Annotated in this window: 16 protein-coding genes; 9 read left to right on the forward strand and 7 right to left on the reverse strand. The window is 68.1% G+C overall.

The window, feature by feature from the left end; all coding sequences use genetic code 11:
- Positions 1 to 742: 742 nt before the first annotated feature.
- Entirely contained in the window at positions 743 to 1,771 is a 1,029-nt protein-coding gene (locus tag ACW4E8_RS32800) for a glycosyltransferase family 2 protein (protein ID WP_456808316.1), read from the forward strand.
- Between the two features lie 209 nt (positions 1,772 to 1,980).
- Here ACW4E8_RS32800 and ACW4E8_RS32805 read toward each other — a convergent pair whose 3' ends face one another.
- Both ACW4E8_RS32805 and ACW4E8_RS32810 read right to left on the reverse strand, forming a co-directional pair.
- Positions 1,981 to 3,357 (reverse strand): sigma 54-interacting transcriptional regulator, encoded by a 1,377-nt coding sequence (locus ACW4E8_RS32805; protein WP_456808317.1) that lies wholly within the window; start codon positions 3,355 to 3,357, stop codon positions 1,981 to 1,983.
- A 1,297-nt stretch (positions 3,358 to 4,654) separates the two neighbouring features.
- A complete protein-coding gene (locus tag ACW4E8_RS32810) occupies positions 4,655 to 5,629 on the reverse strand; it encodes a LysR substrate-binding domain-containing protein (protein WP_456808318.1) in 975 nt (324 codons plus the stop codon).
- A gap of 81 nt (positions 5,630 to 5,710) precedes the next feature.
- Here ACW4E8_RS32810 and ACW4E8_RS32815 point away from each other — a divergent pair, with 81 nt between their 5' ends.
- The gene (locus tag ACW4E8_RS32815) at positions 5,711 to 6,964 is read left to right on the forward strand and encodes an MFS transporter (protein ID WP_456808319.1); all 1,254 of its coding nucleotides are present in this window, start codon (positions 5,711 to 5,713) and stop codon (positions 6,962 to 6,964) included.
- Between the two features lie 86 nt (positions 6,965 to 7,050).
- Here ACW4E8_RS32815 and ACW4E8_RS32820 read toward each other — a convergent pair whose 3' ends face one another.
- A complete protein-coding gene (locus ACW4E8_RS32820; protein WP_456808329.1) occupies positions 7,051 to 7,545 on the reverse strand; it encodes a methyltransferase family protein in 495 nt (164 codons plus the stop codon).
- Positions 7,546 to 7,792: 247 nt separating this feature from the next.
- On the opposite strand from ACW4E8_RS32820, the gene ACW4E8_RS32825 reads away from it, so the two are divergent.
- Entirely contained in the window at positions 7,793 to 7,969 is a 177-nt protein-coding gene (locus ACW4E8_RS32825; RefSeq protein ID WP_456808320.1) for a hypothetical protein, read from the forward strand.
- Between the two features lie 7 nt (positions 7,970 to 7,976).
- On the opposite strand, the gene ACW4E8_RS32830 is transcribed toward ACW4E8_RS32825, so the two are convergent.
- From ACW4E8_RS32830 to hemL, 4 genes are all read right to left on the reverse strand, one after another.
- On the reverse strand, positions 7,977 to 8,480 hold the full coding sequence (locus tag ACW4E8_RS32830; RefSeq protein ID WP_456808321.1) for a TPM domain-containing protein: 504 nt from the start codon (positions 8,478 to 8,480) through the stop codon (positions 7,977 to 7,979).
- Between the two features lie 20 nt (positions 8,481 to 8,500).
- Positions 8,501 to 9,364 (reverse strand): TPM domain-containing protein, encoded by an 864-nt coding sequence (locus tag ACW4E8_RS32835; RefSeq protein WP_456808322.1) that lies wholly within the window; start codon positions 9,362 to 9,364, stop codon positions 8,501 to 8,503.
- 13 nt (positions 9,365 to 9,377) lie between these two features.
- Positions 9,378 to 10,004 carry a LemA family protein gene (locus ACW4E8_RS32840; RefSeq protein ID WP_456808323.1) on the reverse strand — a complete coding sequence of 209 codons (627 nt, stop codon included), beginning with the start codon at positions 10,002 to 10,004 and terminating at the stop codon, positions 9,378 to 9,380.
- Between the two features lie 100 nt (positions 10,005 to 10,104).
- The gene (gene hemL / locus ACW4E8_RS32845; RefSeq protein ID WP_456808324.1) at positions 10,105 to 11,397 is read right to left on the reverse strand and encodes a glutamate-1-semialdehyde 2,1-aminomutase; all 1,293 of its coding nucleotides are present in this window, start codon (positions 11,395 to 11,397) and stop codon (positions 10,105 to 10,107) included.
- Between the two features lie 241 nt (positions 11,398 to 11,638).
- Here hemL and ACW4E8_RS32850 point away from each other — a divergent pair, with 241 nt between their 5' ends.
- The 6 genes from ACW4E8_RS32850 (at position 11,639) to ACW4E8_RS32875 (ending at position 22,015) form a co-directional block, all read left to right on the forward strand.
- Positions 11,639 to 11,809: a rubredoxin gene (locus ACW4E8_RS32850; RefSeq protein WP_010813017.1), complete on the forward strand. Its 171-nt coding sequence runs from the start codon at positions 11,639 to 11,641 to the stop codon at positions 11,807 to 11,809.
- A gap of 330 nt (positions 11,810 to 12,139) precedes the next feature.
- Entirely contained in the window at positions 12,140 to 12,631 is a 492-nt protein-coding gene (locus ACW4E8_RS32855; protein WP_340521929.1) for a response regulator, read from the forward strand.
- A gap of 43 nt (positions 12,632 to 12,674) precedes the next feature.
- On the forward strand, positions 12,675 to 13,046 hold the full coding sequence (locus ACW4E8_RS32860; RefSeq protein WP_456808325.1) for a response regulator: 372 nt from the start codon (positions 12,675 to 12,677) through the stop codon (positions 13,044 to 13,046).
- Positions 13,047 to 13,101: 55 nt separating this feature from the next.
- Positions 13,102 to 13,662: a chemotaxis protein CheW gene (locus ACW4E8_RS32865; protein ID WP_456808326.1), complete on the forward strand. Its 561-nt coding sequence runs from the start codon at positions 13,102 to 13,104 to the stop codon at positions 13,660 to 13,662.
- A gap of 111 nt (positions 13,663 to 13,773) precedes the next feature.
- The gene (locus ACW4E8_RS32870; RefSeq protein ID WP_456808327.1) at positions 13,774 to 15,987 is read left to right on the forward strand and encodes a methyl-accepting chemotaxis protein; all 2,214 of its coding nucleotides are present in this window, start codon (positions 13,774 to 13,776) and stop codon (positions 15,985 to 15,987) included.
- 145 nt (positions 15,988 to 16,132) lie between these two features.
- On the forward strand, positions 16,133 to 22,015 hold the full coding sequence (locus ACW4E8_RS32875; protein ID WP_456808328.1) for an Hpt domain-containing protein: 5,883 nt from the start codon (positions 16,133 to 16,135) through the stop codon (positions 22,013 to 22,015).
- The last annotated feature ends 208 nt before the right edge of the window (positions 22,016 to 22,223 follow it).

Here is a 22,223-nt window from a genome sequence, read left to right on the forward strand (position 1 = left end):
TCGCGGCAATTCGATCCTGATGACGTTGCTGCGTGCCAGGACATAGGCAATCCACGGGCCAGCCCACGCGAAACCGTTCTGCCATAAGGCTTTCCGGAAAGCGGAGCGTGCTCGGATCCGGTCCTGTCGTCCCTGAAGCGGTGTTTTGGCCGCTCTTCGTTGCCGGCTGGAAACGCCCGCCGCACAAGGCAATGTGGATGAGGCGACCAATGGATGAGGGCGCGTTGCAACGCCGCGCGCACGGTTGGTCAGGACGAGGCTTTCCCTTCAGCCAAAAGCATGATGTGGCGCGAACGGATGCGTGCCGCGCATACCGCAGACGAAGGAGGCGATTGCAGCCTGCGGCGGCTGGTCTCAACGTGTGGCCGTCTGATGGACGAGGGCGCTGCCTGTCGGGCCAGCGTTTCTGGAACGAAACGTCGAGCGGTTCCCTTGACCCTCCGCCGGCGCCCGGAATGGCGGACGGATTCGCTGCAATCCTTGTGTACTCGTGGCTCGTCGACCGGTGGAGCCGCGTGATTCAGAGCAGAAACATCGCAAATCGTGCCGATGATTCACGGCGGTCGTGCCTGCGCGGAAGATGCTCGCCGTCTTGCGTTCTGCTAGATGGCGCGATAACACTGAGCGAGGAGAGCATGAGTCCGTGCCGCGCCGCTGTGCCGGGCTTTCCCGCTGATGACAATTTTCGGCGCGTGGATCGAAGCCAGGCTTCTTGCTGTGCGTGCCGGGGAGGAAGCAGAGTATGTCTAACAATGAAGCCAGGCTGCTGTCCCTGGTGGTGCCGTGCTACAACGATGGGGCAGCGATGCCTGCTTTCTTTGCGCGCGTGCTGCCGATTCTGGAGTCGCTTCCCGCCATGCATTGCGAGATCGTTTGCGTCAATGATGGCAGCTCGGACGACACGCTGGCCAAGCTTGTCGGTGCGGCGCGCTGCGACGCCAGGATACGGGTGCTGGACCTGACACGCAGCTTCGGCAGAGAAGCGGCGCTGACCGCCGGCATCGATGAGGCAATTGGTGACGCGGTGATTCCGATCGATGCCGGCCTTCAGGATCCGCCTGAGCTTATTCCGACGTTGGTTCATCGGTGGCGCCAAGGCGCGGAGGTTGTACTTGCCCAATGCGAGGGGGCCGGAAGCGGCTCGGTCTTGAATCGATTGGGTGCGATCGCCCGCTTCCGGTTGCAGGATTACGTGTCGGCTCAGGAGAGCCCCAGGAGCGTCGGCGAATTTCGATTGATGGACCGTGCCGTGGTCAATGCGCTGAAACAGCTTCCGGAGCGGCACCGTTTCATGAAGGGTCTGTTTGCATGGGTCGGCTTCAACACGGTGACCGTGCAGTATGAACAGCCTTTCGGCAACGCGGGCCGGACTGGACGTCCGGACTGGGGACCAAGGGTTCGATCGCTCGAGGGTGTTGCCGGTTTCAGCGCAGTGCCGCTGCGCAGCTGGACGTACCTGGGCATTTGCAGCGCCGTGCTTGCAGGCTGCTACGGCATATACATTGTTGCCAGCAACCTCATATCTGGCGTGGACGTGCCGGGCTATGCGCCGGTGCTCACGCTGATGCTGTTCGTCGGCGGATTGCAGCTAATCGGCCTGGGGATAATGGGTGAGTATGTTGCTCGCATCTACGACGAAGCGAAGGGGCGCCCGATTTACCTGGTCAAGCGACGCTATCAAGCGCGTCGCCCACAGGAGCGCGCGGGGAGGGAGGCCAGAGTCATCTCCCTGGTCGCGAGCAAGCAAAACCAAGTGATGCCATTCGGCTAGGGGGTGCGGCTTGCAGGCCCGTTCCAACGGGCGTAGCCACTGACGCGGCCATAACCGGCGGTCACATGGACGTGAACGCCGGTCTTACCGTCTGTCCGCTTGATCGCGCGCACAGATGGCGCCAGACTGCCGGGCAGTGGCGGCGCGTGGAAACGCCTGCCGTGGTGCTGCGCGAACCTGAGAGCTTGCCGCAAGCTGACATACCGCTGTCAGCCCTGCACGCAGATCAACCCCAGATCCCCCTTCTTCACCTGCAGCTTGTAATCCCGCATCAACCTGAACAACGTTACCCGCGAAATCCCGAGCTCTGCCGCCACATCGATCAGCCGTTCATGATGCCGCTGCAGCGCCTCGACGATCGCGGTCTGCTCGGCCGCTTCGCGGATGGCAGCGAGCGTGAGCGGGCGGTCCTCGACGGGGGTGGTCAGCTCCAGGTCGTCGGGCTGGATCACGCCGTCTTCGCACATGGCGGCGGCGTGGCGGATGCGGTTGATCAGCTCGCGCACGTTGCCGGGCCAGTTGTGCTGCTGGATCGCGCGCAGCGCCATCGGCGAGAAGCCACGGATGCGTGCCGGCGACTGCTTGCGCACGTTGTCCAGCACGTGTTCGGCGATCAGCAGGATGTCGCTGCCGCGTTCGCGCAGCGGTGGCTGGCGCACGCGCAGCACGCACAGGCGGTGGTAGAGGTCGCCGCGGAAGCGTTCGGCGGCGATCGCGGCTTCCAGGTCGACGTGGGTGGCGGAGATGATGCGCACATCCACCTCCACCGATTCCGTGCCGCCCAGCCGCTCGATGCGGCCGGTTTCCAGGAAGCGCAGCAGGCTGGTCTGGCTTTCGATCGGCATGTCGCCGATTTCATCGAGGAACAGGGTGCCGCCCTGTGCCATCTCGATGCGGCCGGGCTTGCGCTTGGTCGCGCCGGTGAAGGCGCCGCGCTCATAGCCGAACAGCTCTGACATCAGCAGCGTGGGCGGGATCGCCGCGCAGTTGACCGCGACGAAGGGGCGCGAGGCCCGCGCCGAGGCGCGGTGGATGGCATGAGCGGCCAGTTCCTTGCCTGTGCCGGACTCGCCGGAGATCAGCACGGGCGTGTCCCAGCGCGACACCTTCTCGATACCGCGGAAGAGCGATTGCATGGCCGGGCAGCTGCCGATCATGCCGTCCGGGCGTGCGGTGCCGGGGCGGGCGTGCTGCGTGCCCGGGCGCAGTTGCGCCATGCCGAGCGCGTGGCCGAGCGATTCCGCCAGGCGAGGGTGCTCGATCGGTGCGGTGTAATAGTCGACGAAGTACAGGCCCAGCAGCCGGCGCGCGGAGTCGGTCAGGGATTCCTGGCCGGCGATGAGGCCGATCCAGCCGATATGCGGCAGCGAGAGCCAGGGCTCGAACGATTCCAGGTCGGCATCGCTGAAGCCGCCTTGCAGGTCGAGCATCGCCGCAAGCGGCTGGTTGCCCGGGGGCAGCGCGTGGAGGTCTTGCAGGTTGGAGGCGAAGCTGATCTTCCAGCCACGCTGTGCGAGCATCCTGCAGAGCATGGCGTCGTGGTGCTGCGACAGGTACAGCAGCGGGCGGTTGGTGTACGCGCTCATAAAATTTCCCCGGATCTTTTGTTTTTACAAAGCCGGCGGCCTGCTGTCGCGGGTCACTGGTTTCGTTGGCGCTAAGGCTTGCGCCTGCCGCAACATGTCAATGCCGCGGCCTGGCGCTCTCCCAAAATTGCTGCCCGTGGCGCTGCGTTGCGCGGGCCGGTGGGCCCGTTTTCGCCGCCGCCGCGACCTCACCCCCCTGGTATCGGTCACGGCGGCTGCCGCTTCGCTTCGCCTGCATGGGCAGACTGTTGCTTCACCCCGTTTCTTGTCCGGATGCGCCGGCTCGGCCGATGCGTCCGCTTGTTGTCTGCGTGCCGCCCCGTTTAGCCGTGGCGTGCCGCATAGTCCAGGTACCACGGGCCGCTTTTCGTCCGCTTGCGGCCCGTGTTCCTGAACGACCTCCGCTAATCTTGTCGACGACCCCTTGCAACCTGGCCAGCCGATGCGGGCCAGTGCCTGCCGCGTGGCCCACGCTTACAGCGCCAGTCCGAATTCCGCCCTGGGATGCGGGGTCGTCCTGAAACTGATCCTCGGCGAACGCGTGCCAGTGTGTTGCCGCTTCGGTTTCAGACGTCCCCCTGTTCCGGGCTTCTGTTCGCGCGGACATATGTGCGACGAACGTGCCAGATATGGCTAACTCTCTGATAACAAAAGGAAAGAGATATTTTCGGCTGGCATTGGGCCATTGTTGGCGATCAAAAACGTTCCGCTTTTGATACGTCCGGCCAGATTTTTATGCTGCGATGCAATATTTGATGAGCTGATAATGAGGCACAACGATCACAGCGCGCGGCGAATAAGTGTCGAAAAGCATACTTTTCGCCGACAATGCCCATCCGAAGGAGGGAGAGCGAAATTTCAAACGGACAGGCGTCAGGGCTCGGATGCAGCACGCGAGTGAAGCTGCCAGGTAGTTTCATTTCCGTTACAACGATTTGTACTCTGTACATCGGTAGCCACCCCGGCGCGCCGCGCTTGGCCTCAGCCTTTTGGCGCTGCGCACGCCGTGCGGGCGCGGTTGGGTGCAGGGAATCGACGCGTTGACAAGCGTTTGCACGATGCCGTGCAGGGCCGGCCCGGCCGTTTCTCATCTCTTTGGATGGGCCGGGTAGATTTTTCACGGTCGCTGGCACGGCGTGCCAACTGGTTGCATTCGTGAAACTCGGATCGCTCTGGCAAGGCCGCGGCACATGCGTACGGCAGGCCATCGGACGGCTTGCGGCATCCGCCAAGCCCTTGATTTCACTGGCCTAGACGAAAATGATTCGTATTGCCAACATACGCCCTTCAAACAATTTCATGCATGAAACCGCTCGGCGGGCGTGCTGCCGTCGGCGACAGGGTGGACGTGGCCGGCTTCCTGCCGGACCTGCTCCTGCAGCCATGCATGGAACTGCTGGATGGCCTTCTCGCGCGGATTGCCTTCGCGCCAGGTGACCCAGTAGTGGAGGCTGGACGGGATGCGGGCGGGCCCGATCTGCACCAGTTCGCCGCTGGCCAGGTAGTCGTGCGCCAGCTGCGCGCGCGCAGTGGCTACGCCCAGCCCGGCGACGGCGGACTGCAGCATCAGGCCGGCATCCTGGAAGATCGGGCCGCGTTCGGGCTCGTCGCCCGGCAGGCCGGCGGCTTCGAGCCAGTCGCGCCAAGGGCGCAGCGCAAAGCGCAGCATCGGCAGGCGCGGCACGTCGGCCAGCGTGAAGCCAGGGTAGCGCGCCAGCAGCGCCGGGCTGGCCACCGCGATCACATGGTCCTCGATCAGGTTGTGGCATTCAAAGCCGGGCAGGTCGATGCGCTGGTGCCAGATGCCGACATCGACGCTGTACGGGTCGGGCGGCGTAATTTCCGCATGCAGCCGCAGGTGCAGGTCCAGCGACGGCACCTGGGCGTGCAGGCTGGGCAGGCGCCGGATCAGCCAGGCATTGGCCAGGTCGGCCATCACGCTGACCTGCAGCCGGACTACCGGCGGCCCGGCGCTGTTGCCGGCCTCGCGCAGCGCGCTTTCGATACTGTCGAGCGCGCCCCGCACCTGTTCGGCCAGCCGCGCGCCCACGCTGGTGGGGGTCATCTGGCTGCCGGTGCGCTGGAACAGCTTGGTGCCCAGGCTGGTCTCCAGCGCGCGGATATGGTGGCTGATGGCGCTGTGCGTCAGGGCCAGTTCCTCGGCCGCGCGCGAGAAGCTGCGGTGGCGCGTGGCGGCCTCGAGCGCACGCAGCGCTTGCAGCGGCGGCAGGTGGACGGGGCGTTGGGCGAGTTTGGCGGGGGATTTGGCCATGGTCGTCAAATTCTACTCACAATTGCCGCGGGTATCTTTCGTTGGCTTTGCACTGGAATGGGGATGACAATGCAGGCCATCATGACGACTACGACTTCAATTTTGTCTTCCGCGCCCTCGCAAGCGCAACCTGCCAATGCCCGCTGGCGCGTGCTGGCGGTATTTTCGCTGGGCTTCCTGGTGTCCTATGTGTTCCGCGGCGTGAACCTGGGCTTTGCCCCGCACCTGACGCGCGAACTCGGGCTCAATGCCGGCGACCTGGGCCTGCTCACCAGCTTCTACTTCCTTGGCTTTGCCTGCGCCCAGCTGCCGGCGGGCATCCTGCTGGACCGCTACGGCCCGCGCCGCACCGAGGCCGTGATGCTGCTGGTGGCCGTGGCCGGTTCGATGGTGTTCGCGCTGGCGCCCGGCATGGCCGGGCTGGCCGCCGGCCGGCTGCTGATCGGGGTGGGCGTGTCGGTGTGCCTGGGCGCTGCCATCCAGGCGCTGTCGATGTGGTTCCCGCTGTCGCGCATGCCCTTGCTCAACGGCGTGGTGATGGCCATCGGCGGCCTGGGCGCAGTGCTGGTCGGCACGCCGCTGTCGTGGCTGCTGGCGCTCACGGACTGGCGCACGATCAGCATCGGCCTGGCCTGCGTCTCGCTGGCAATGGCGGCGCTGCTGTGGTTCAGCGCTCCCGACAAGCCGCGCGTCGGCAAGGAAAGCCTGCGTGAACAGCTGCGCGGCACGCGCCAGATCCTGGCCAGCGAACGCTTCTGGCGCGTGGTGCCGCTGACGCTGCTCAACCAGGGCGTGTTCCTGGCGGTGCAGACGCTGTGGGTGGGCGCCTTCCTGCGCGACGTGCCCGGCTTCGATCCGGCCGCCAGCGCGCGGCTGGTCTCGGTGATCGGCTTTGCGATGATGGCCGGCTGCGTCGGCGCGGGCTGGGCCGCGCGCCACCTGGAGCGTATCGGCGTGAGTCTGTATGCCTTTGCCGGCACTGGCATGACCGCCTTTATCGTGGTCCAGCTGCTGCTGATGGCGCAGGTCCCGCTGCCGCCGGTGCTGCTGTGGGTGGCTTATGGCGTGTTCGGCTCCAGCGGCATCCTGACCTATGCGGTGCTGGCGCGCAGCTTCCCGGATGCGCTGATCGGAAGGGCTACCACGGCGCTGACGCTGACTGTGTTCCTGTCCACCTTTGCCTGCCAGGTGGGTGTGGGACTGGTGCTGGATCTGTGGCCCGCCACGGCCGGACACTATCCTAAGGCTGCACACCTGACGGCGTGGGGTGGACTGGTGGCGTTGCAAATATTTGCGGCCGTGTGGTACCTGATGGGTGCGCGCCGCCCCCGCTGACGACTACTAACCCGACCTCAATCCCATTCGCGTGGTCGACCTCAAGTGGGCGGCTTATCCCAATCCCATGGAAGGGTTCGGCACGCTCAGTAAACGCCTGGCAACGCGCGGAATCGTACTTTTTCGCGATAGCGACGGTATTCGGGATCGTCGGACAGTAGCTTTTCTTCGCGATTTATCCGCACAGCCTGCAGCGCGTACAACCCGGCATAGACAAGCAAGTTTTGCAGCCCAAAGTTTGTGAGCACGAAGCCGACGTCAGCGATGAGGTAGCCAAGGTAGATCGGATGTCGCACGAATCGGTAAGCCCCGCTCGACACGATTCCGCGATTGGCAGGCAGTATCCCGAACGAGAAACGGAGCGAGATCTTTGCATAGATTTGCCAGGTGATCCCTATGACCTGCAGGCCAGCGCCAAGTATTTCCGGTACCAGGTGCTCTCCTGGCGCCAGCTGAATTGCAAGGAAATAGTATGAAGCGCCTAACGAGCAGATGACTGTGACCGGATTCCAGTCTCGTCTCTTCGGAACCCGGACAAATAGAGACAGGCCAAGGGTCAGGCAATTTGCCAACACGAGCATCAGCAAGGTAATTCGCGTTGGGTCAGCGAGCCAGTGCCGAATTGCAGCGTACGCGAACCCTGCAAGCAGTGCGGCGGTGGCACTTCTGAGACTAGCCTCCAAGAGGAATTCTCGAAGGTCTGTTCTGGGCGCAGGGCCCCCTTGATCCTTGTCCGCTGGGCATTCTGGCATGGCTTCCCCTTGTTTTGGCGGAGTCTTGGCGCTCCGCCTCACTGGCTGTAGTGCAGTTGTTGACCAAGCGTAGCCTGTGAACGCCAGACGTCATATCGGGCAAAAGTATGTTTCGCCAATGAAAACCGCTCATTGCCTGGTCGATGGCGCAGGCCAAGGGGAAGGCCAGAAGGAAATCGACAACGAGCTTGCGGATCGCTATCTGGCCGTCACATCGTTCGCCATTGCGATTGGGCCAAACCTGGCAATGTGAACAGACCCTAGAGAAAGACCGGACGGTCGTCCAGCTCGTTCGGGTTGTGCCCGCCGTCGGACGGGAAGTGCGTGGCCAGCAGCGCATGGATGCGCGCCACCGTGGCCAGCACCGGCCGTACCGACAGGTCCTGCTTGAGTCCCCGCGCCAGTTCGTCGCACAGCTCGCGCCAGGTGGCGGGCCCCACGCAGGCGTCGATGCCGCGGTCGGCCAGCAGCTCGACCGCATGGTCGGCCAGGTTGATATAGAGCAGCACGCCGGTATGGTCCGCGGTGTTCCAGACCTCGAGCGCGCCAAACAGGAAGCGGGCGCGCTCGCGCGGCGTCACCCCGGCCCAGGCATGGCCCACCGGCAGGCTGGCTTCGATCACCACGCGGATCTCGCCGTGGTGGCTGGCTTCGCCGGCATGCACGGCTTCATGCAGCTGTTGCTGGGCTTCGGCCGGAAAGTGCTTGCGGGCTGCGCCGGCCGTGGTGGCGATATGGTGCAGGGCACGTCGGAGATTCGGCATTGTCGTCGTTCCTTGTGCTGTCACCAGTTGCCCGAGGCGCCGCCGCCGTCGAAGCCGCCGCCGCCTCCGCCACCAAAGCCGCCGCCGCTGTCACCGCCGCCTCCGCCAAAGCCGCCACCACCCCAGCCGCCACTGCGGCGGCCCCAGTCCTGCCCCATGGTGTAGCCGCCCAGGCCGCCCAGCCCGCCGGCGATCACGTCGCGCCCGCGCCGGGTGGTGACGATCTGCGGGCCGCGCCGGCGCAGGATGGCACTCAGGAAGAAGAACACGATGATCGCCAGCGGCAGCAGTGCCGGCAGCCACTCGGCCAGCCCGGACGATTGCTGCGCCTTGCGCTGCGGTGCCGCCAGGCCTTCCTTGTCGATGGTGGCCTGGATGGCCGAGATCCCCGCCGCCAGCCCGCCGTAGAAGTCGTTCTGGCGGAAGTGGGGGGCCATCACGTCCTGTAGGATGCGCTTGGACATGGCATCGGTCAGCGACCCCTGCACGCCGCGCCCGACCTCCAGCCGCATCTTGCGCAGTCCGGGCGGGTTGTCCTTGGCGATCAGCACGATCACGCCGTCGTCGATGGCCTTGCGCCCGGCGCGCCAGGCGTCGGCCACGCGGATGCTGTAGGCATCGATCGGCTCGGGATCGGTGGTGGGCACCATCAGCACGAAGATCTGGCTGCCGCGCTGCTGCTCGTATTCCGCCAGCACGTTCTCGAGCGCGCCGCGCTGCTGCGGCGTCAGCGTGCCGGTCAGGTCAGTGACGCGCTGGGTCAGCGGCGGCACCGCGACAAAGCCGTCTGCCGCCAGCGCCGGGCCGGCCAGCAATGCTGTCAGCCATAGCAGGGCGGCCGCCAGCCAGGCGTGCCGCCAGGGCGAGCGCAGGGTATGGCCCATGGTGTGGCCCGCCTCAGAACTTGACTGCGGGCGGCGTGGAGATGGCCTTCTCGTTGTCCACCGTGAACGACGGCTTGACCGGGTACTTGAAGACCATCGCCGTCAGGTTGGTCGGGAAGCTGCGCGCCAGCACGTTGTACTGCTGCACGGCGGCGATATAGCGCTGGCGGGCCACGGTGATGCGGTTCTCGGTGCCCTCAAGCTGCGACTGCAGGTCGCGGAAAGATGCGTCGGCCTTCAGTTGCGGGTAGTTCTCGGACACCGCCAGCAGGCGCGACAGCGCGCCGGACAGCTCGCCCTGGGCCTGCTGGAAGCGCTTGAAGGCTTCGGGGTCGTTCAGGGTCTCGGGCGAGACCTGGATGCTGGTGGCGGCGGCGCGCGCCTTGGTCACGGCCTCAAGGGTCTCACGCTCGTGCGTGGCGTAGCCCTTGACCGTGTTGACCAGGTTGGGGATCAGGTCGGCGCGGCGCTGGTACTGGTTGATGACTTCGCCCCAGGCTGCCTTGACCGCCTCGTCCTTGGCCTGGAAGTCGTTGTAGCCGCAGGCGGACAGCAGGCTGGCCATGACCGCCAGCAGCAGCCAGCGCAAGACAGGCATCGGCGAGCTGCTGGACAAGGAGGGGGACGAAGAAGCGCGCATCGGAGACTCCGCGGGTTGGACGAAAACCCAAGTGTAGCGCACCGCCCTTGTCGCCAGAGGTGCAGGCGGCGCACCGGGGCACCGCCTGCCTGGCATGGCCTCAGCCGGCTGCGAACGCCTTGCGCGCGGCGTCGAGCGTGGCCGCCAGGATGGCGTCGTCGTGCTGCGCCGAGACAAAGCCGGCCTCGAAGGCCGACGGCGCCAGGTAGACGCCGTGATCCAGCATGGCGTGGAAGAACCGGTTGAAGCGCGCGGTGTCGCACTTGGTCACTTCGGCGAAGCTGCCCGGCACGCCGTCGCGGAAGTAGATCCCGAACATGCCGCCGATGGCATCCGCCGCGAACGGTACGCCCGCAGCCTTGGCGGCCTCGGCCAGGCCGTCGGCCAGCTTGCGGGTCTGGGTGGCCAGGCGGTCATAGAAGCCGGGTGCCTGGATTAGCTTGAGCGTGGTCAGGCCCGCGGCCACCGCCAGCGGGTTGCCCGACAGCGTGCCGGCCTGGTAGACGCTGCCCAGCGGCGCCAGCTTGGCCATGATGTCGCGGCGCCCGCCGAAGGCCGCCGCCGGCATGCCGCCGCCGATCACCTTGCCCAGGCAGGTCAGGTCGGGCCGGATGCCGTAGTGCGCCTGCGCGCCGCCCAGCGCCACGCGGAAGCCGGTCATGACCTCGTCGAAGATCAGCACTGCGCCGTCGCGGGTGCACAGGTCGCGCATGGCCTTCAGGAAGGCATCGCTGGCGCGCACCAGGTTCATGTTGCCGGCCACCGGCTCGACGATCACCGCGGCGATCTCGCCGGCATGCCTGGCGAAGGCCTGTTCCAGCTGCTCGACGTTGTTGTACTCCAGCACCATGGTGTGGCGCGTCACGTCGGCCGGCACGCCGGCCGATGACGGCGCGTTCTGGGTGGTGTCGGCAAAGGTCAGCAGGCCGGAGCCGGCCTTGACCAGCAGGCTGTCGGCGTGGCCGTGGTAGCAGCCTTCGAACTTGATGATCAGGTCGCGGCCGGTGAAGCCGCGCGCCAGCCGCAGTGCGCTCATGGTGGCTTCGGTGCCGGAGGAGACCAGCCGCACCTGCTCGATCGACGGCACCAGCTTGCAGATTTCCTCGGCCATGGTGATCTCGGCCTCGGTCGGGGCGCCGAACGAGAAGCTGTGCGCGGCTGTTTCCTGTACCGCACGCACCACTTCGGGGTGGGCGTGGCCCACGATCATCGGGCCCCAGGAGCCGATGTAGTCGATATAGCGCTGCCCGTCGGCGTCCCACATATAGGCGCCTTCGGCACGCGTGATGAAGCGCGGCGTGCCGCCCACCGAGCGGAAGGCGCGCACGGGCGAGTTGACGCCCCCGGGAATGGTCTGCTGGGCGCGGTCGAAGAGCTGCTGATTACGGGACATGGCGTTGAGGTGAGGACAAGGACTGCAGGGATCGTGTGCGGCGGGCCCGGGACTTATCGTTGACATGCGGCAAAAACAGCGGAAATTCGCTGCAATTGCCCGCCAATCAGGCGCTAACAGGGCGCTAACATGCGCGAACACGGCGGATCTGGCACGATTCTGGCGGCCGCCGGCTGGCGCCGGCGGCACGGTTTCGGTACCATCTGCGCTGGATTTTAATGGAGAGTGGCCAGAGCCTGTTATGGAATACAAGACTTGGATGTGCCTGATCTGCGGCTGGATCTACGATGAAGCCGCAGGCGCGCCGGAAGACGGCATCGCCCCCGGAACCCGGTGGGAAGACGTGCCCATCAACTGGACCTGCCCGGAATGCGGTGCGCGCAAGGAAGATTTCGAGATGGTCGCCATCTGAGGCGGCGTCCCCCAGAAGAACAATAACCGGGCGCGCGTCGCGCCGATGCGACAGAACGCCGGCAGGCCGCGGCCGGACCGGATTGACGGCCCCCCGGCGTCTTGTCACACTCTGTTGCAAAATGACTGGCCGTCCATCCGCCTTCAGTGGGGAGGACGGCGGGCAGATGCGGGTACCACGTATCGCCGCTGCCGGGCACAGCCCGGCCTTGGAAGGGAAATAAGAATTGTCGGGGGTCCGTCGGGGCGCGCATGGGTCGCGCTGCTCCGCACGGGTGTTCTCTAGTGCTTGCCGGCGCTCCGCAAGGGGCCGCTGGTCGCGGGAACAACAATGCGGGTCGCTCAAACAGAAGAAAACCAGCGGGTCAATACCGCCGGCGCCCAGGGTGTGGCGCCTGGCGTTTCCATTCCGGACACCACGGCGCAGCCGCGCCGCAAGGTGCTGGTCATCGATGATTCCAGCACCATCCGCCGCACGGCGGAGATCTTCCTGTCGCAGGCGGGATACCAGGTGGTGCTGGCCGAAGACGGCTTCGAGGCGCTGGCCAAGGTGGGCGAGCTGCACCCGGACCTGGTCTTCTGCGACATCCTGATGCCCCGCCTGGACGGGTACCAGACCTGCTCCCTGATCAAGAAGAGTCCGCGCTTTCACGCCATCCCCGTGATCATGCTGTCATCGCGCGACGGCGTGTTCGACCGCTCGCGCGGCCGCCTGGTCGGCGCGCACGACCATCTTGCCAAGCCTTTTACCCGCGAAGCGCTGCTGCACGCCGTGCAGGCCTGCCTGCCATGCCAGGCCGCGGGCCACGTGCTGCCTGCCTGAAGCGCATGCACGCGACGCCATGTACGAATCGAAGGAAAACCTCATGACTGCCATCAACAAGATCCTGATCGTCGACGACTCCCCCACCGAAGCGCTGTTCATGTCCGACCTGCTCGGCAAGCGCGGCTTCAAGGTCTCGGTTGCCAGCAACAGCGACCAGGCCTTCGTGCGCCTGCAGGCCGAGAGCTTCGACCTGATCCTGATGGACGTGGTGATGCCCGGCCAGAACGGCTACCAGGCCACCCGCGCGATCAAGCGCGACGACCGCTTCAAGGACATCCCCGTGATCATGTGCACCAGCAAGGGCCTGGACACCGACCGCATCTGGGGCATGCGCCAGGGCGCGTCGGACTACATCGTCAAGCCAGTCGACGGCGAAGAGCTGCTGAGCAAGATCGCCGCGCTGGCGCACTGAGCTGCCAGCGCAGGCCGTACGGGAAGCCACTGCCACCTGTTCCGGGGACCGCCAGATGAACGCGCCACGCCAAGACCTCCGCGCCCGCCAGACCCGCCTGCAGGACTACCAGGCCATGCTTGCCCGGCGCCTGCGCGAGGCGCGCAGCCTGCCCGCGGCCGACAGCTACCTGGCACTGCAGGTGGGTGCGCGCAACTGGCTGCTGCCGCTGGCCGATACCGGCGAGGTGCTCGACATGCGCCCGCCCAGCCCGGTGCCGCTGACGCAGCCGTGGTACAGCGGCCTGGTCAATGCGCGCGGCAGCCTGCTGGGCGTGATCGATTTCAGCCTGTTCTGCGGCGCCGCGCCAACGCCGCTGCAGCCCGGCAGCAAGATCGTGGTGCTGTCGCGCCAGGTGGAGCGCGCCTGCGCGATCCTGGCCACGCGCGTGGCGGGTTTGCGCCATGCCGCCGACCTGAGCCTGCCGCACGGCGATGCGGCGCCGCCACCGGCCGGCACGCCGGCATGGGAAGGGCAACGCTTTGCCGACCGCGACGGGCGTGACTGGCAGGTGCTGGACGTGTGCGCGCTGCTGGACGCGCCGGCCTTCCTGCAGGTGGGACGGGTTACGGCCTGAGGCCTGAGGCCCGCCGCCAATAACAAGAAACAATAATGACGCGCAGGCCACGGCCTGCCGCACCCGGCACGAGCCGCCGGGCATGACAACGATTTAATGGAAGAGGGTGCCATGGGTTTCAAGAAATTCAGCCTGGGCCGGCGCACGCCGGCAGCCGAAGCAGCCACCGGCCTGGCGGGCGGGCCCGGCATGGCCTATGCCGGCGGCCCGGAACCCGCACCGGCACCCCCATCCTCCGACGGCCTGGGCGCCACGCCAATGGAGCATGTCAGCCGCTGGCTTGGGCGCATGCCGTTCTCGTCCCAGCAGCGGCTGCTGACGGTGGGCGTGGTGGTGTCGCTGGTGGCGCTGCTTGGCTCGGTGTACCTGGACAACCGCATCGCCAACAACGCCGCCGCGCAGATCGAGATCGCCGGCGACATGCTGATGCACTCGCAGCGCCTGGGCAAGGCGGTGCCGGTGGCGCTGCTGGGCAATGCGCAGGCCTTCACGCAGCTGCGCCAGTCGAAAGACGCGCTGGCAGGCGACCTGAAGGCGCTGCAGGAAGGCAGCGACGAGAAGCGCGTGCGCGCCACCACCGGCGCGGCCGAACCGCTGCTCGAGACCGCGATGCAATCGTGGAAGCGCTCCGAGAAAAGCGCCGCCGACGTGCTGGCGCAGCAGCCGGTGCTGAACACCATTGGCCAGACGCTGCGGATCTTCAACGCCTCCAACCCTGAGCTGCTGGAATCCGCCGAACAGGTCGCGGCAATCAAGCTGCAGTCCGGCGCCAACGCGCGCGAGGTGGCGGCCTCGGCGCAGCTGGTGATGCTGACGCAGCGCCTGGGCAAGAACCTGAACGAGTTCCTCGCCGGCGAAGGCGTCAACCCCGAAACCGCGTTTCTGCTGGGCAAGGACACCAACACCTTCCGCGAAACGCTGGACGGCCTGCTCAACGGCAGCGAGGCGCTGCGCCTGTCGGCGGCCACCGATGAAGAGACGCGCGGCTACCTGCAGCAGCTGTCGCAGCGCTTTGAGGCGGTGCAGAAAACCACGCAGACCATCCTGCAGAACCTGCCGGGCCTGATTGCCGCCAAGCGCGCGCAGCAGCAGATCTTCAACGATAACGAGGCGCTGCGCGGCGAGCTCTCGGCGCTGCAGCGCGCCTACGCTCAGTCGGCGCGCGTCCGCCCGGTGACGCTGGGCGCGACCGTGGTGTCGGCGGCCATGACGCTGCTGTGCCTGGTAGGCCTGGCGGCGCTGTACCTGCGCGATTCACGCATGCGCGCGCTGGAAGCCGAGGCCCGCGAGCGCGAGGCCGAGTCCCGCCGCCTGGACGAAAAGCGCAACAACGACAACACCCAGAAGGCGATTCTGCAGCTGATGAACGAGCTGCAGGACATCGCCGACGGCGACCTGACGCGCCAGGCCACGGTGACCGAGGACATCACCGGCGCCATTGCCGACTCGGTCAACTACACCGTGGAAGAACTGCGCGAGCTGGTCGGCCGGGTGCAGCAGACCGCCGGCGAGGTGACGCAGGCCTCGGGGCAGGTGCAGTCCACCTCGACCCAGCTGGTGTCGACCACCGAAGAGCAGTCGCGCCAGATCCGCCAGACCGGCGAATCGGTGGTGGAGATGGCCGACCGCATCACGCAGGTGTCGCGCGGCGCGGCCGAGTCCGCCAACGTGGCGCGCGCCTCGTTGTCTGCTGCCGAGCAAGGCCAGCAGGCGGTGCAGAACGCCATCACCGGCATGAACGACATCCGCGAGCAGATCCAGGAAACCTCCAAGCGCATCAAGCGCCTGGGCGAGTCGTCGCAGGAGATCGGTGAAATCGTCGAGCTGATCTCGGACATTACCGAGCAGACCAACGTGCTGGCACTGAACGCCGCCATCCAGGCCGCGTCCGCGGGCGAGGCCGGGCGCGGCTTCTCGGTGGTGGCCGAAGAAGTGCAGCGGCTGGCCGAACGCTCCGGCGAGGCCACCAAGCAGATCGGCGCGCTGATCCGCACCATCCAGACCGATACCCAGGACGCCGTGCACGCCATGGAGCGCAGCACGCAGGGCGTGGTGGAAGGGGCGCGGCTGTCGGACAACGCCGGTGCCGCACTGGTCGAGATCGGGCGCGTGTCGCGCCAGCTGGCCGAGCTGATCGAGCAGATCTCGCAGTCCACCTCGCACGAGGCCGACCTGGCCACCACCGTGGCCCGCCATATCGAGCGCATCCTGCAGGTCACCGAGCAGACCACCACCGGCACGCGGCAAACCGCGCAGTCGGTGCGCCAGCTGACGCTGCTGACCGAAGAGCTGCGCAACTCCGTCTCGCGATTCAAGATCGCCTGAGTGGCCGGATGACGCCTGCGACCGCTTCCGCGCACCGCGGCCTTACCGGGCTTAGCGGCCACGCGCTCCATGCCAACTCCGCGCCTGCCGCCTGTTGCGGCAGGTTGCCCGCGGCCGCCTTCCGGGCGCCGCACTGGAAGCCGTCATGTCCCTGAATTTCCCTGTCCCGCGCGATGGCGCCGCAGCCGGCGCACCGGCTGGCGCCAGCGCCGTGCCCGAGCCGGCTCCGACGCCGCCGTCCGCCAGCGCGCCAGCTGTTCCCGATCCAGGCGCCTCCACGCGCGACCTGTCCGGCCTGGCGTGGCTTGCGCCCAGCCTGCGCAGCGCGCTGGAAGACGCCGCCGCCGAGCTTGGCCACTATGTCGACGAGGTCCGCCAGGCGCCCGAAGCGCTGGGCGCGCGCGACACCACCTCGCTGCGGCTGGCCGGCCAGCACCTGCACCAGGCCGCCGGCGCGGTGCATATCGTCGGGCTGCGCGGCACCGATCCGTATTGCCAGGCCCTGCGCCGCCTGCTCGATGCCATCGACGCCGCCACCGTTGCCGCCGGCCCCGAGGCGCTGGCGGTATTCCGCGCCGGCGTGCAGGCATTGGCCGAGTATGTCGACGACCTGATGGCCGGCGACGATGAAGCGCCGCTGCGCCTGTTCCAGCCCTATGCGGGCGTGCTGGCGCACCTGGGCGAAGAGCGCGTGCATCCGGCCGACCTGTGGCTCGATGAGCTGCAGATGCTGCCCGGCATGCTGCTGCCGGCAAAAGGCCCGGCGGCGGTCATGCGTGCGCGCCAGCAGTTTGAATCGGCCTTGCTCAAGGCATTGCGCCTGCCCACGCCGTGCACCGACGCGGCGCTGCTGCGTGAAGCCTGGCTGCCGCTGTGCGCGGCGCTGGACGAGGTGCGCGCCAATGAGCAGGGGGCGCGCCGCGCGGCGGATCATCCGGATCGCGGTGTCTGGCATGTGCTGGGGCTGGTGTTCCGCGCGCTGGGCCTTGGCCTGTTGCCTTCCGACCTGCTGGCCAAGCGCTTTGCGGGCCGCGCCAACCTGCTGCTGCGCCAGTACCTGCAGGGCCATGTGCGCGTGCCGCAGGCGCTGCTCAACGACGCGGTGTTCCTGCTGGCCTGCACGGGCCTGGCCCGCGACGGGGCCGGTGACGACGATGGCGTGACTGCGCCGCGTGCCGCGTTGCGTGCCGATATTGCGCGCACGCTCGCGGCGTTCCGCCTCGACCCCGCGCACGCGCTTGCCAATGCGGACTTCCGCCAGCGCTATTACGGCTGGCTCGACCCGATCGACACGCGCAACCTGCAGCAGGCCGCCGCCGGGCTTGAGCAAGCCGCCGCCGGCGAACCCGCCGGCTGGGAAACCGCGCTGGCCGCTCTGGCCGAAGCCGCGCAGCCGCTTGGGCAGCCGGCGCTGCAGCGCTGCCTGGCGCAGGCGGCCATGCACGGCCGGCAGCATCACCGTGGCGAGGCGCTGGGCGCCGCTGGCATCGCGTTGTTCCTGGCGCGCGCGCTGGCGCTGCCGTGGCGCGTGCACGGGCAATCCGCCCATCCGGCGGCGGCGCGTTTTGCCGCGCAGTGCGAGGCGCTGGCGACGTGCCTGGCCGATCCCGCCGCGAGCGCGCCCGCGTGGCTTGCGTGCATGGTCGACGAGGCCCGCGCCCAGGCGCTGCGCAGCGAGGCCGTGACGCAGCTGCGGGCGCTGCTGGACAGCGGCGAATCGTGGCTGGACAGCTTCGACCGCAACGCGGCCCGCGCCGAAGGCGCCGGCCACCTGCGCGATGCATGCCAGGCCTTCGCCGCGCTTGGCGCCACGCTGGCGCACTTGCAGTCGTCCGCCGCGCTGCCTGCAGCGCTGGTGGACGATGCCGCGCAGGCCGCCGCCGCGGTGCATTCCGTCAATGCGCGGCTGGCCGATCCGGGCGAACTCGCCGATGCCAGTGCGCGCGCCGCGCTGCTGGGCGAAGTCGCGGCAGAGCTGGGCGCGGTCCATGCCTTTGCCGATGCGCTGGAATTCGGCCGCGTGCGGCGGGCCGATACGCTTGCCGAGGCCGGCGAGCCCGATGCGCCGCGCGCTGCGGAGCATCCGCTGGCCGCCGCGCGCGCCGCCGCGGCCGAGGCGATCCAGGCCGGCCCCGTGCCCGATGCGCCGCCCGTGCAGCGCCTGCGTGCGGCGCTGCAGGCGCTGGCCGACCAGGCCACCATCGACGACAATGCCGCGCTGCGCCGCCAGGCCGCCGATGCCACCATGCAATGCAATGCCTGGCTGGCCGGCAGCGATGATGCGGCTGGCAGGCTGGCACTGGCACTGGCACTGGCCGAGCCGGCGGGGGCTGCGGCACCCGCAGCCGCGCCGCCCGCGGCGCAAGGCCTGCCGGCTGCCGGCGACAAGGCGGCGCTGGACGCCGAACTGCTCGACATCTTCCTGAACGAAGCCGACGAGGTGCTGGGCGGCATCGCCGGCGACCTCGGCTCGGGCGTTGAGGCGCTGCATGATGCCGATGCGCTCAGCCGCGTGCGGCGCGCCTTCCATACGCTCAAGGGCTCCAGCCGCATGGTCGGCCTGCATCGCTATGGCGAAGCGGCCTGGGCGGTCGAGCAGGTCATGAACCTGTGGATTGCCGAGGCGCGCGAGCCGGTGCCCGCGCTGCTGTCGCTGCTGCGCCGCGCGCATGCCGAGCTGTCGGCGTGGGTGGCACAGCTGCATCGCGATGCGGCGACGTGGCACGACATCGCGCCGCTGGTGGCAGCCGCCGAGGCGGTGCGCGACCCGGGCGCCGCGCAGGCCGCGGACGAACTGCCAGTGTTGCCTGGCGCGGCTGGTGCAGGCACTCGGCAGGTTCGCGCGGCTGCAGAAGCGCCGCCCGAGCCCGCCGCCGAGGCCGCGGATCACACCGGCGCCGATGCCGTCGAGCACGGCGACGACAATGTGATCCCGTTCCGCCTGTCCGGCGGCCTGTCGGACGAGGACGACCACTACAAGGTCATCGGGCCCGTGCGCATCGGCCTGGCCCTCTACAACGTCTACCTGCAGGAGGCCGACGACCTGCTGCGTCAGTTCGCCACCGACATCTCCGAATGGCTGCATGAAGGCCATCCGTGCCCGAGCGAACTGGGGCTGCGCGTCGCCCACACGCTGCAGGGCAGTGCGTCCACCGTCGGCCTGGAACCCGTGCGTGAGATCGCCGAGGCGCTGGAGGCCCTGCTGCTGCAGCTGGGCTCGCACCCGGTGGCGATGCACCCGGGCGATTTCCGCCTGCTGGAGCAGGCGGTCGAGCGCCTGCGCGGCATGCTGCACCAGTTTGCCGCGGGCGTCTGGCCGGATGCCGATGCGGGCCTGCGCCGAAGCCTGGTTGAGTTTGGCGAGCGAGCGCTGCTGCGTCCGCGCGTGGCGGTGCCCGCGCCGCAGGCGCCGGCCGAGCCGGATGGCTCGGTGGCGCAGTTGCTGGGCCAGTTGCCGCCCGCGCAGGAAGACCAGCCGGAGCAGCCGGCATTGCCCGGGCCGGAGGCCGCACAGCCGCCGGCCATGCCGCATGACGCCGTCGTTATCGCGCTGCCGACCCCGCACCGGGCGCCCGTTGCGCCGGTATCGGACGAGGGCGGCGCAACGGATCCTGCGCTGGTCCAGATCTTCCTGGAAGAGGCACAAGGCACGCTGCCCGAGCTGGGCAAGCTGCTGCGCGGCTGGGAGGCAGCGCCGGAAGACTCGCGCCACGGCGGCCTGGTGCTGCGCGCGCTGCATACGCTCAAGGGCAGTGCGCGCATGGCGGGTGCCATGGCGCTGGGCCAGGCCGCGCATGAAATGGAGACGCTGCTCGACGCGAGCCTGCGCGGGCAGGGGCAGCAGGCCGTCGGGCCGAAGCTGTTCGAGCGGCTCTATGCCTGGTACGACCGCATCCTGGCGCATGTCGAGGCGCTGCCGTCCGGCCGCCTGCTGCCCGCGGACGATCCGGACATGGTCAACGGCCTGGCCGAGGAAGCGCAGGCCGATGCGCCGCTGCCGCAGGCAGATGCCGTCGTTGACGCGGTGCCCGCAGCCAACCTGCCCGCCATGCCGGGGCCGGCAGACGTGATGGTGGCGATGCCGCCGGCCGTGCCCGCCGAGCCGCAACGCGCGCTGGTGCGCGTGCAGGCGCGCGCGCTCGACACGCTGATCAACGAAGCCGGCGAAGTCGGCGCCACGCGCGCACGCCTGGACAGCGAACTGGAGGCGATGCGCGCCTACCTGGGCGAACTGAACGACAACGTCGCCCGTTTGCGCGGGCAGTTGCGCGAAATCGAGATCCAGGCTGAATCGCAGATGGCGTCGCGCATTGCCGACGCGCAGCACAAGCAGGAATTCGACCCGCTCGAGTTCGACCGCTTCACGCGCTTCCAGGAGCTGACGCGGATGATGGCCGAGTCGGTCAACGACGTGGCCACCGTCGAGCAGAACCTGCAGCGCGGCTTTGACCGCGCCGCCGGCGACCTGGCCGCGCAGGCGCGCCTGACGCGCGGGCTGCAGCGCGGGCTGATGCAGGCGCGCATGGTGCAGTTCGACGCGCTGGCCGAGCGCCTCTATCGCGTGGCACGCCAGGCCGCGGCCGAGACCGGCAAGGAAGTGCGCCTGCTGATCAAGGGCGGCACGGTGGAAATCGACCGCTCGGTGCTGGACCGCATGGCCGGCCCGATCGAGCACCTGATCCGCAACGCGGTGGTGCACGGCATCGAAGCCGCCGCGCAGCGCCGCGCCGCGGGCAAGGCCGCCACCGGCGCGCTGACGCTGGAGGTGCAGCAGGAAGGCAACGAGGTGGTGCTGCATTTCGTCGATGACGGCGGCGGGCTGGACCTGGCGCGCATCCGCGCGCGCGCGGTCGAGCGCCGCCTGCTGGCGCCGGACGACGACGCCAGCGAAGCGCGCCTGACCGAGCTGATCTTTGCGCCGGGCTTCTCCACCGCCGACGCGGTGTCGGAGCTGGCCGGCCGCGGCGTGGGCATGGACGTGGTGCGCGCCGAGACCGTCGCGCTGGGCGGACGCATCACGCTGGAGTCGAAGCCCGGGCAGGGCACCACCTTCACCGTGCACCTGCCGCTGACCACGGCGATCACGCAGGTGCTGGTGATCTCGCTGGGCGCGCGGCGCTATGCCGTGCCCAGCGGCATGATCGACCAGGTCCAGCAGCTGCGCGCCCCGGCGCTGCTGGACGCTTACAACCAGGGCCGCCTCGCCGTGGCTGGCGCCGAGGTGCCGTTCTTCTACTTCGGCGCGCTGCTGGAGGAAGGCAACGCAGTCGCGGCCGGGCGCAAGTATTCGCCGGTGGTGCTGGTGCGCAGCGGCGCCGAGCGCGTGGCGGTGCATGTGGACGATGTGGTCGGCAACCGCGAAGTGGTGGTCAAGCATATCGGTCCGCACCTGGCACGGCTGGAAGGCATTGCCGGCGCGACCACGCTGGGCGATGGCGAGATCGTGCTGATTTACAACCCGGTGGTGCTGGCGCAGCGCTTTGTGCGCGAACGCGGCCAGCCGGTGCCGCGGACGCCGGCACAACCTGCCGTGCAGGCGCAGATGGGCGCGGTTGCGGAACTGGCGAGCGACGGCACCACCGGGCCGGTGCCCGGCCTGGCCGTGCAGCCGACCGTGATGGTGGTGGATGACTCGCTGACCGTGCGCAAGGCCGCCCAGCGCCTGCTGGGCCGCGCCGGCTACCAGGTGGTGCTGGCGCGCGACGGTGTGGATGCGCTCAAGCAACTGCAGGATGTCATGCCGGACGCGATGCTGGTCGACATCGAGATGCCGCACATGGACGGCTTCGACCTTACGCGCAACGTGCGCTCCGACGCGCGCACCGTGCATATGCCGCTGGTGATGATCACCTCGCGCACGGCCGACAAGCACCGCCGCTATGCCGAGGAGATCGGCGTCAACGTGTACCTGGGCAAGCCTTACAACGAGGATGAGTTGCTGGGCACGCTGCATCGGTTGCTGGGTGAGCGGGCGGCCGGTACGGCGGGGTCGGTGGCGCAGATGCTGGGGGACGGCCAGGGGGGCTGACGGTTTGCTCCCCTCTCCCGCTTGCGGGAGAGGGGCAGGGGGTGAGGGCAGGCGCTGGCATACCGATACGCTTTACTTCGTTGATGCTCTCGCCCTCACCCCAACCCTCTCCCGCAATGAACTGACCCCCAGAAGTTGGAGACAACTTTTGGGGGTTTTTACATGGCAAAGTACACCGAGCAGTTCAAGCTGCAGGTCGTTCAGGAGT

This window comes from Cupriavidus sp. CP313, assembly GCF_054072015.1.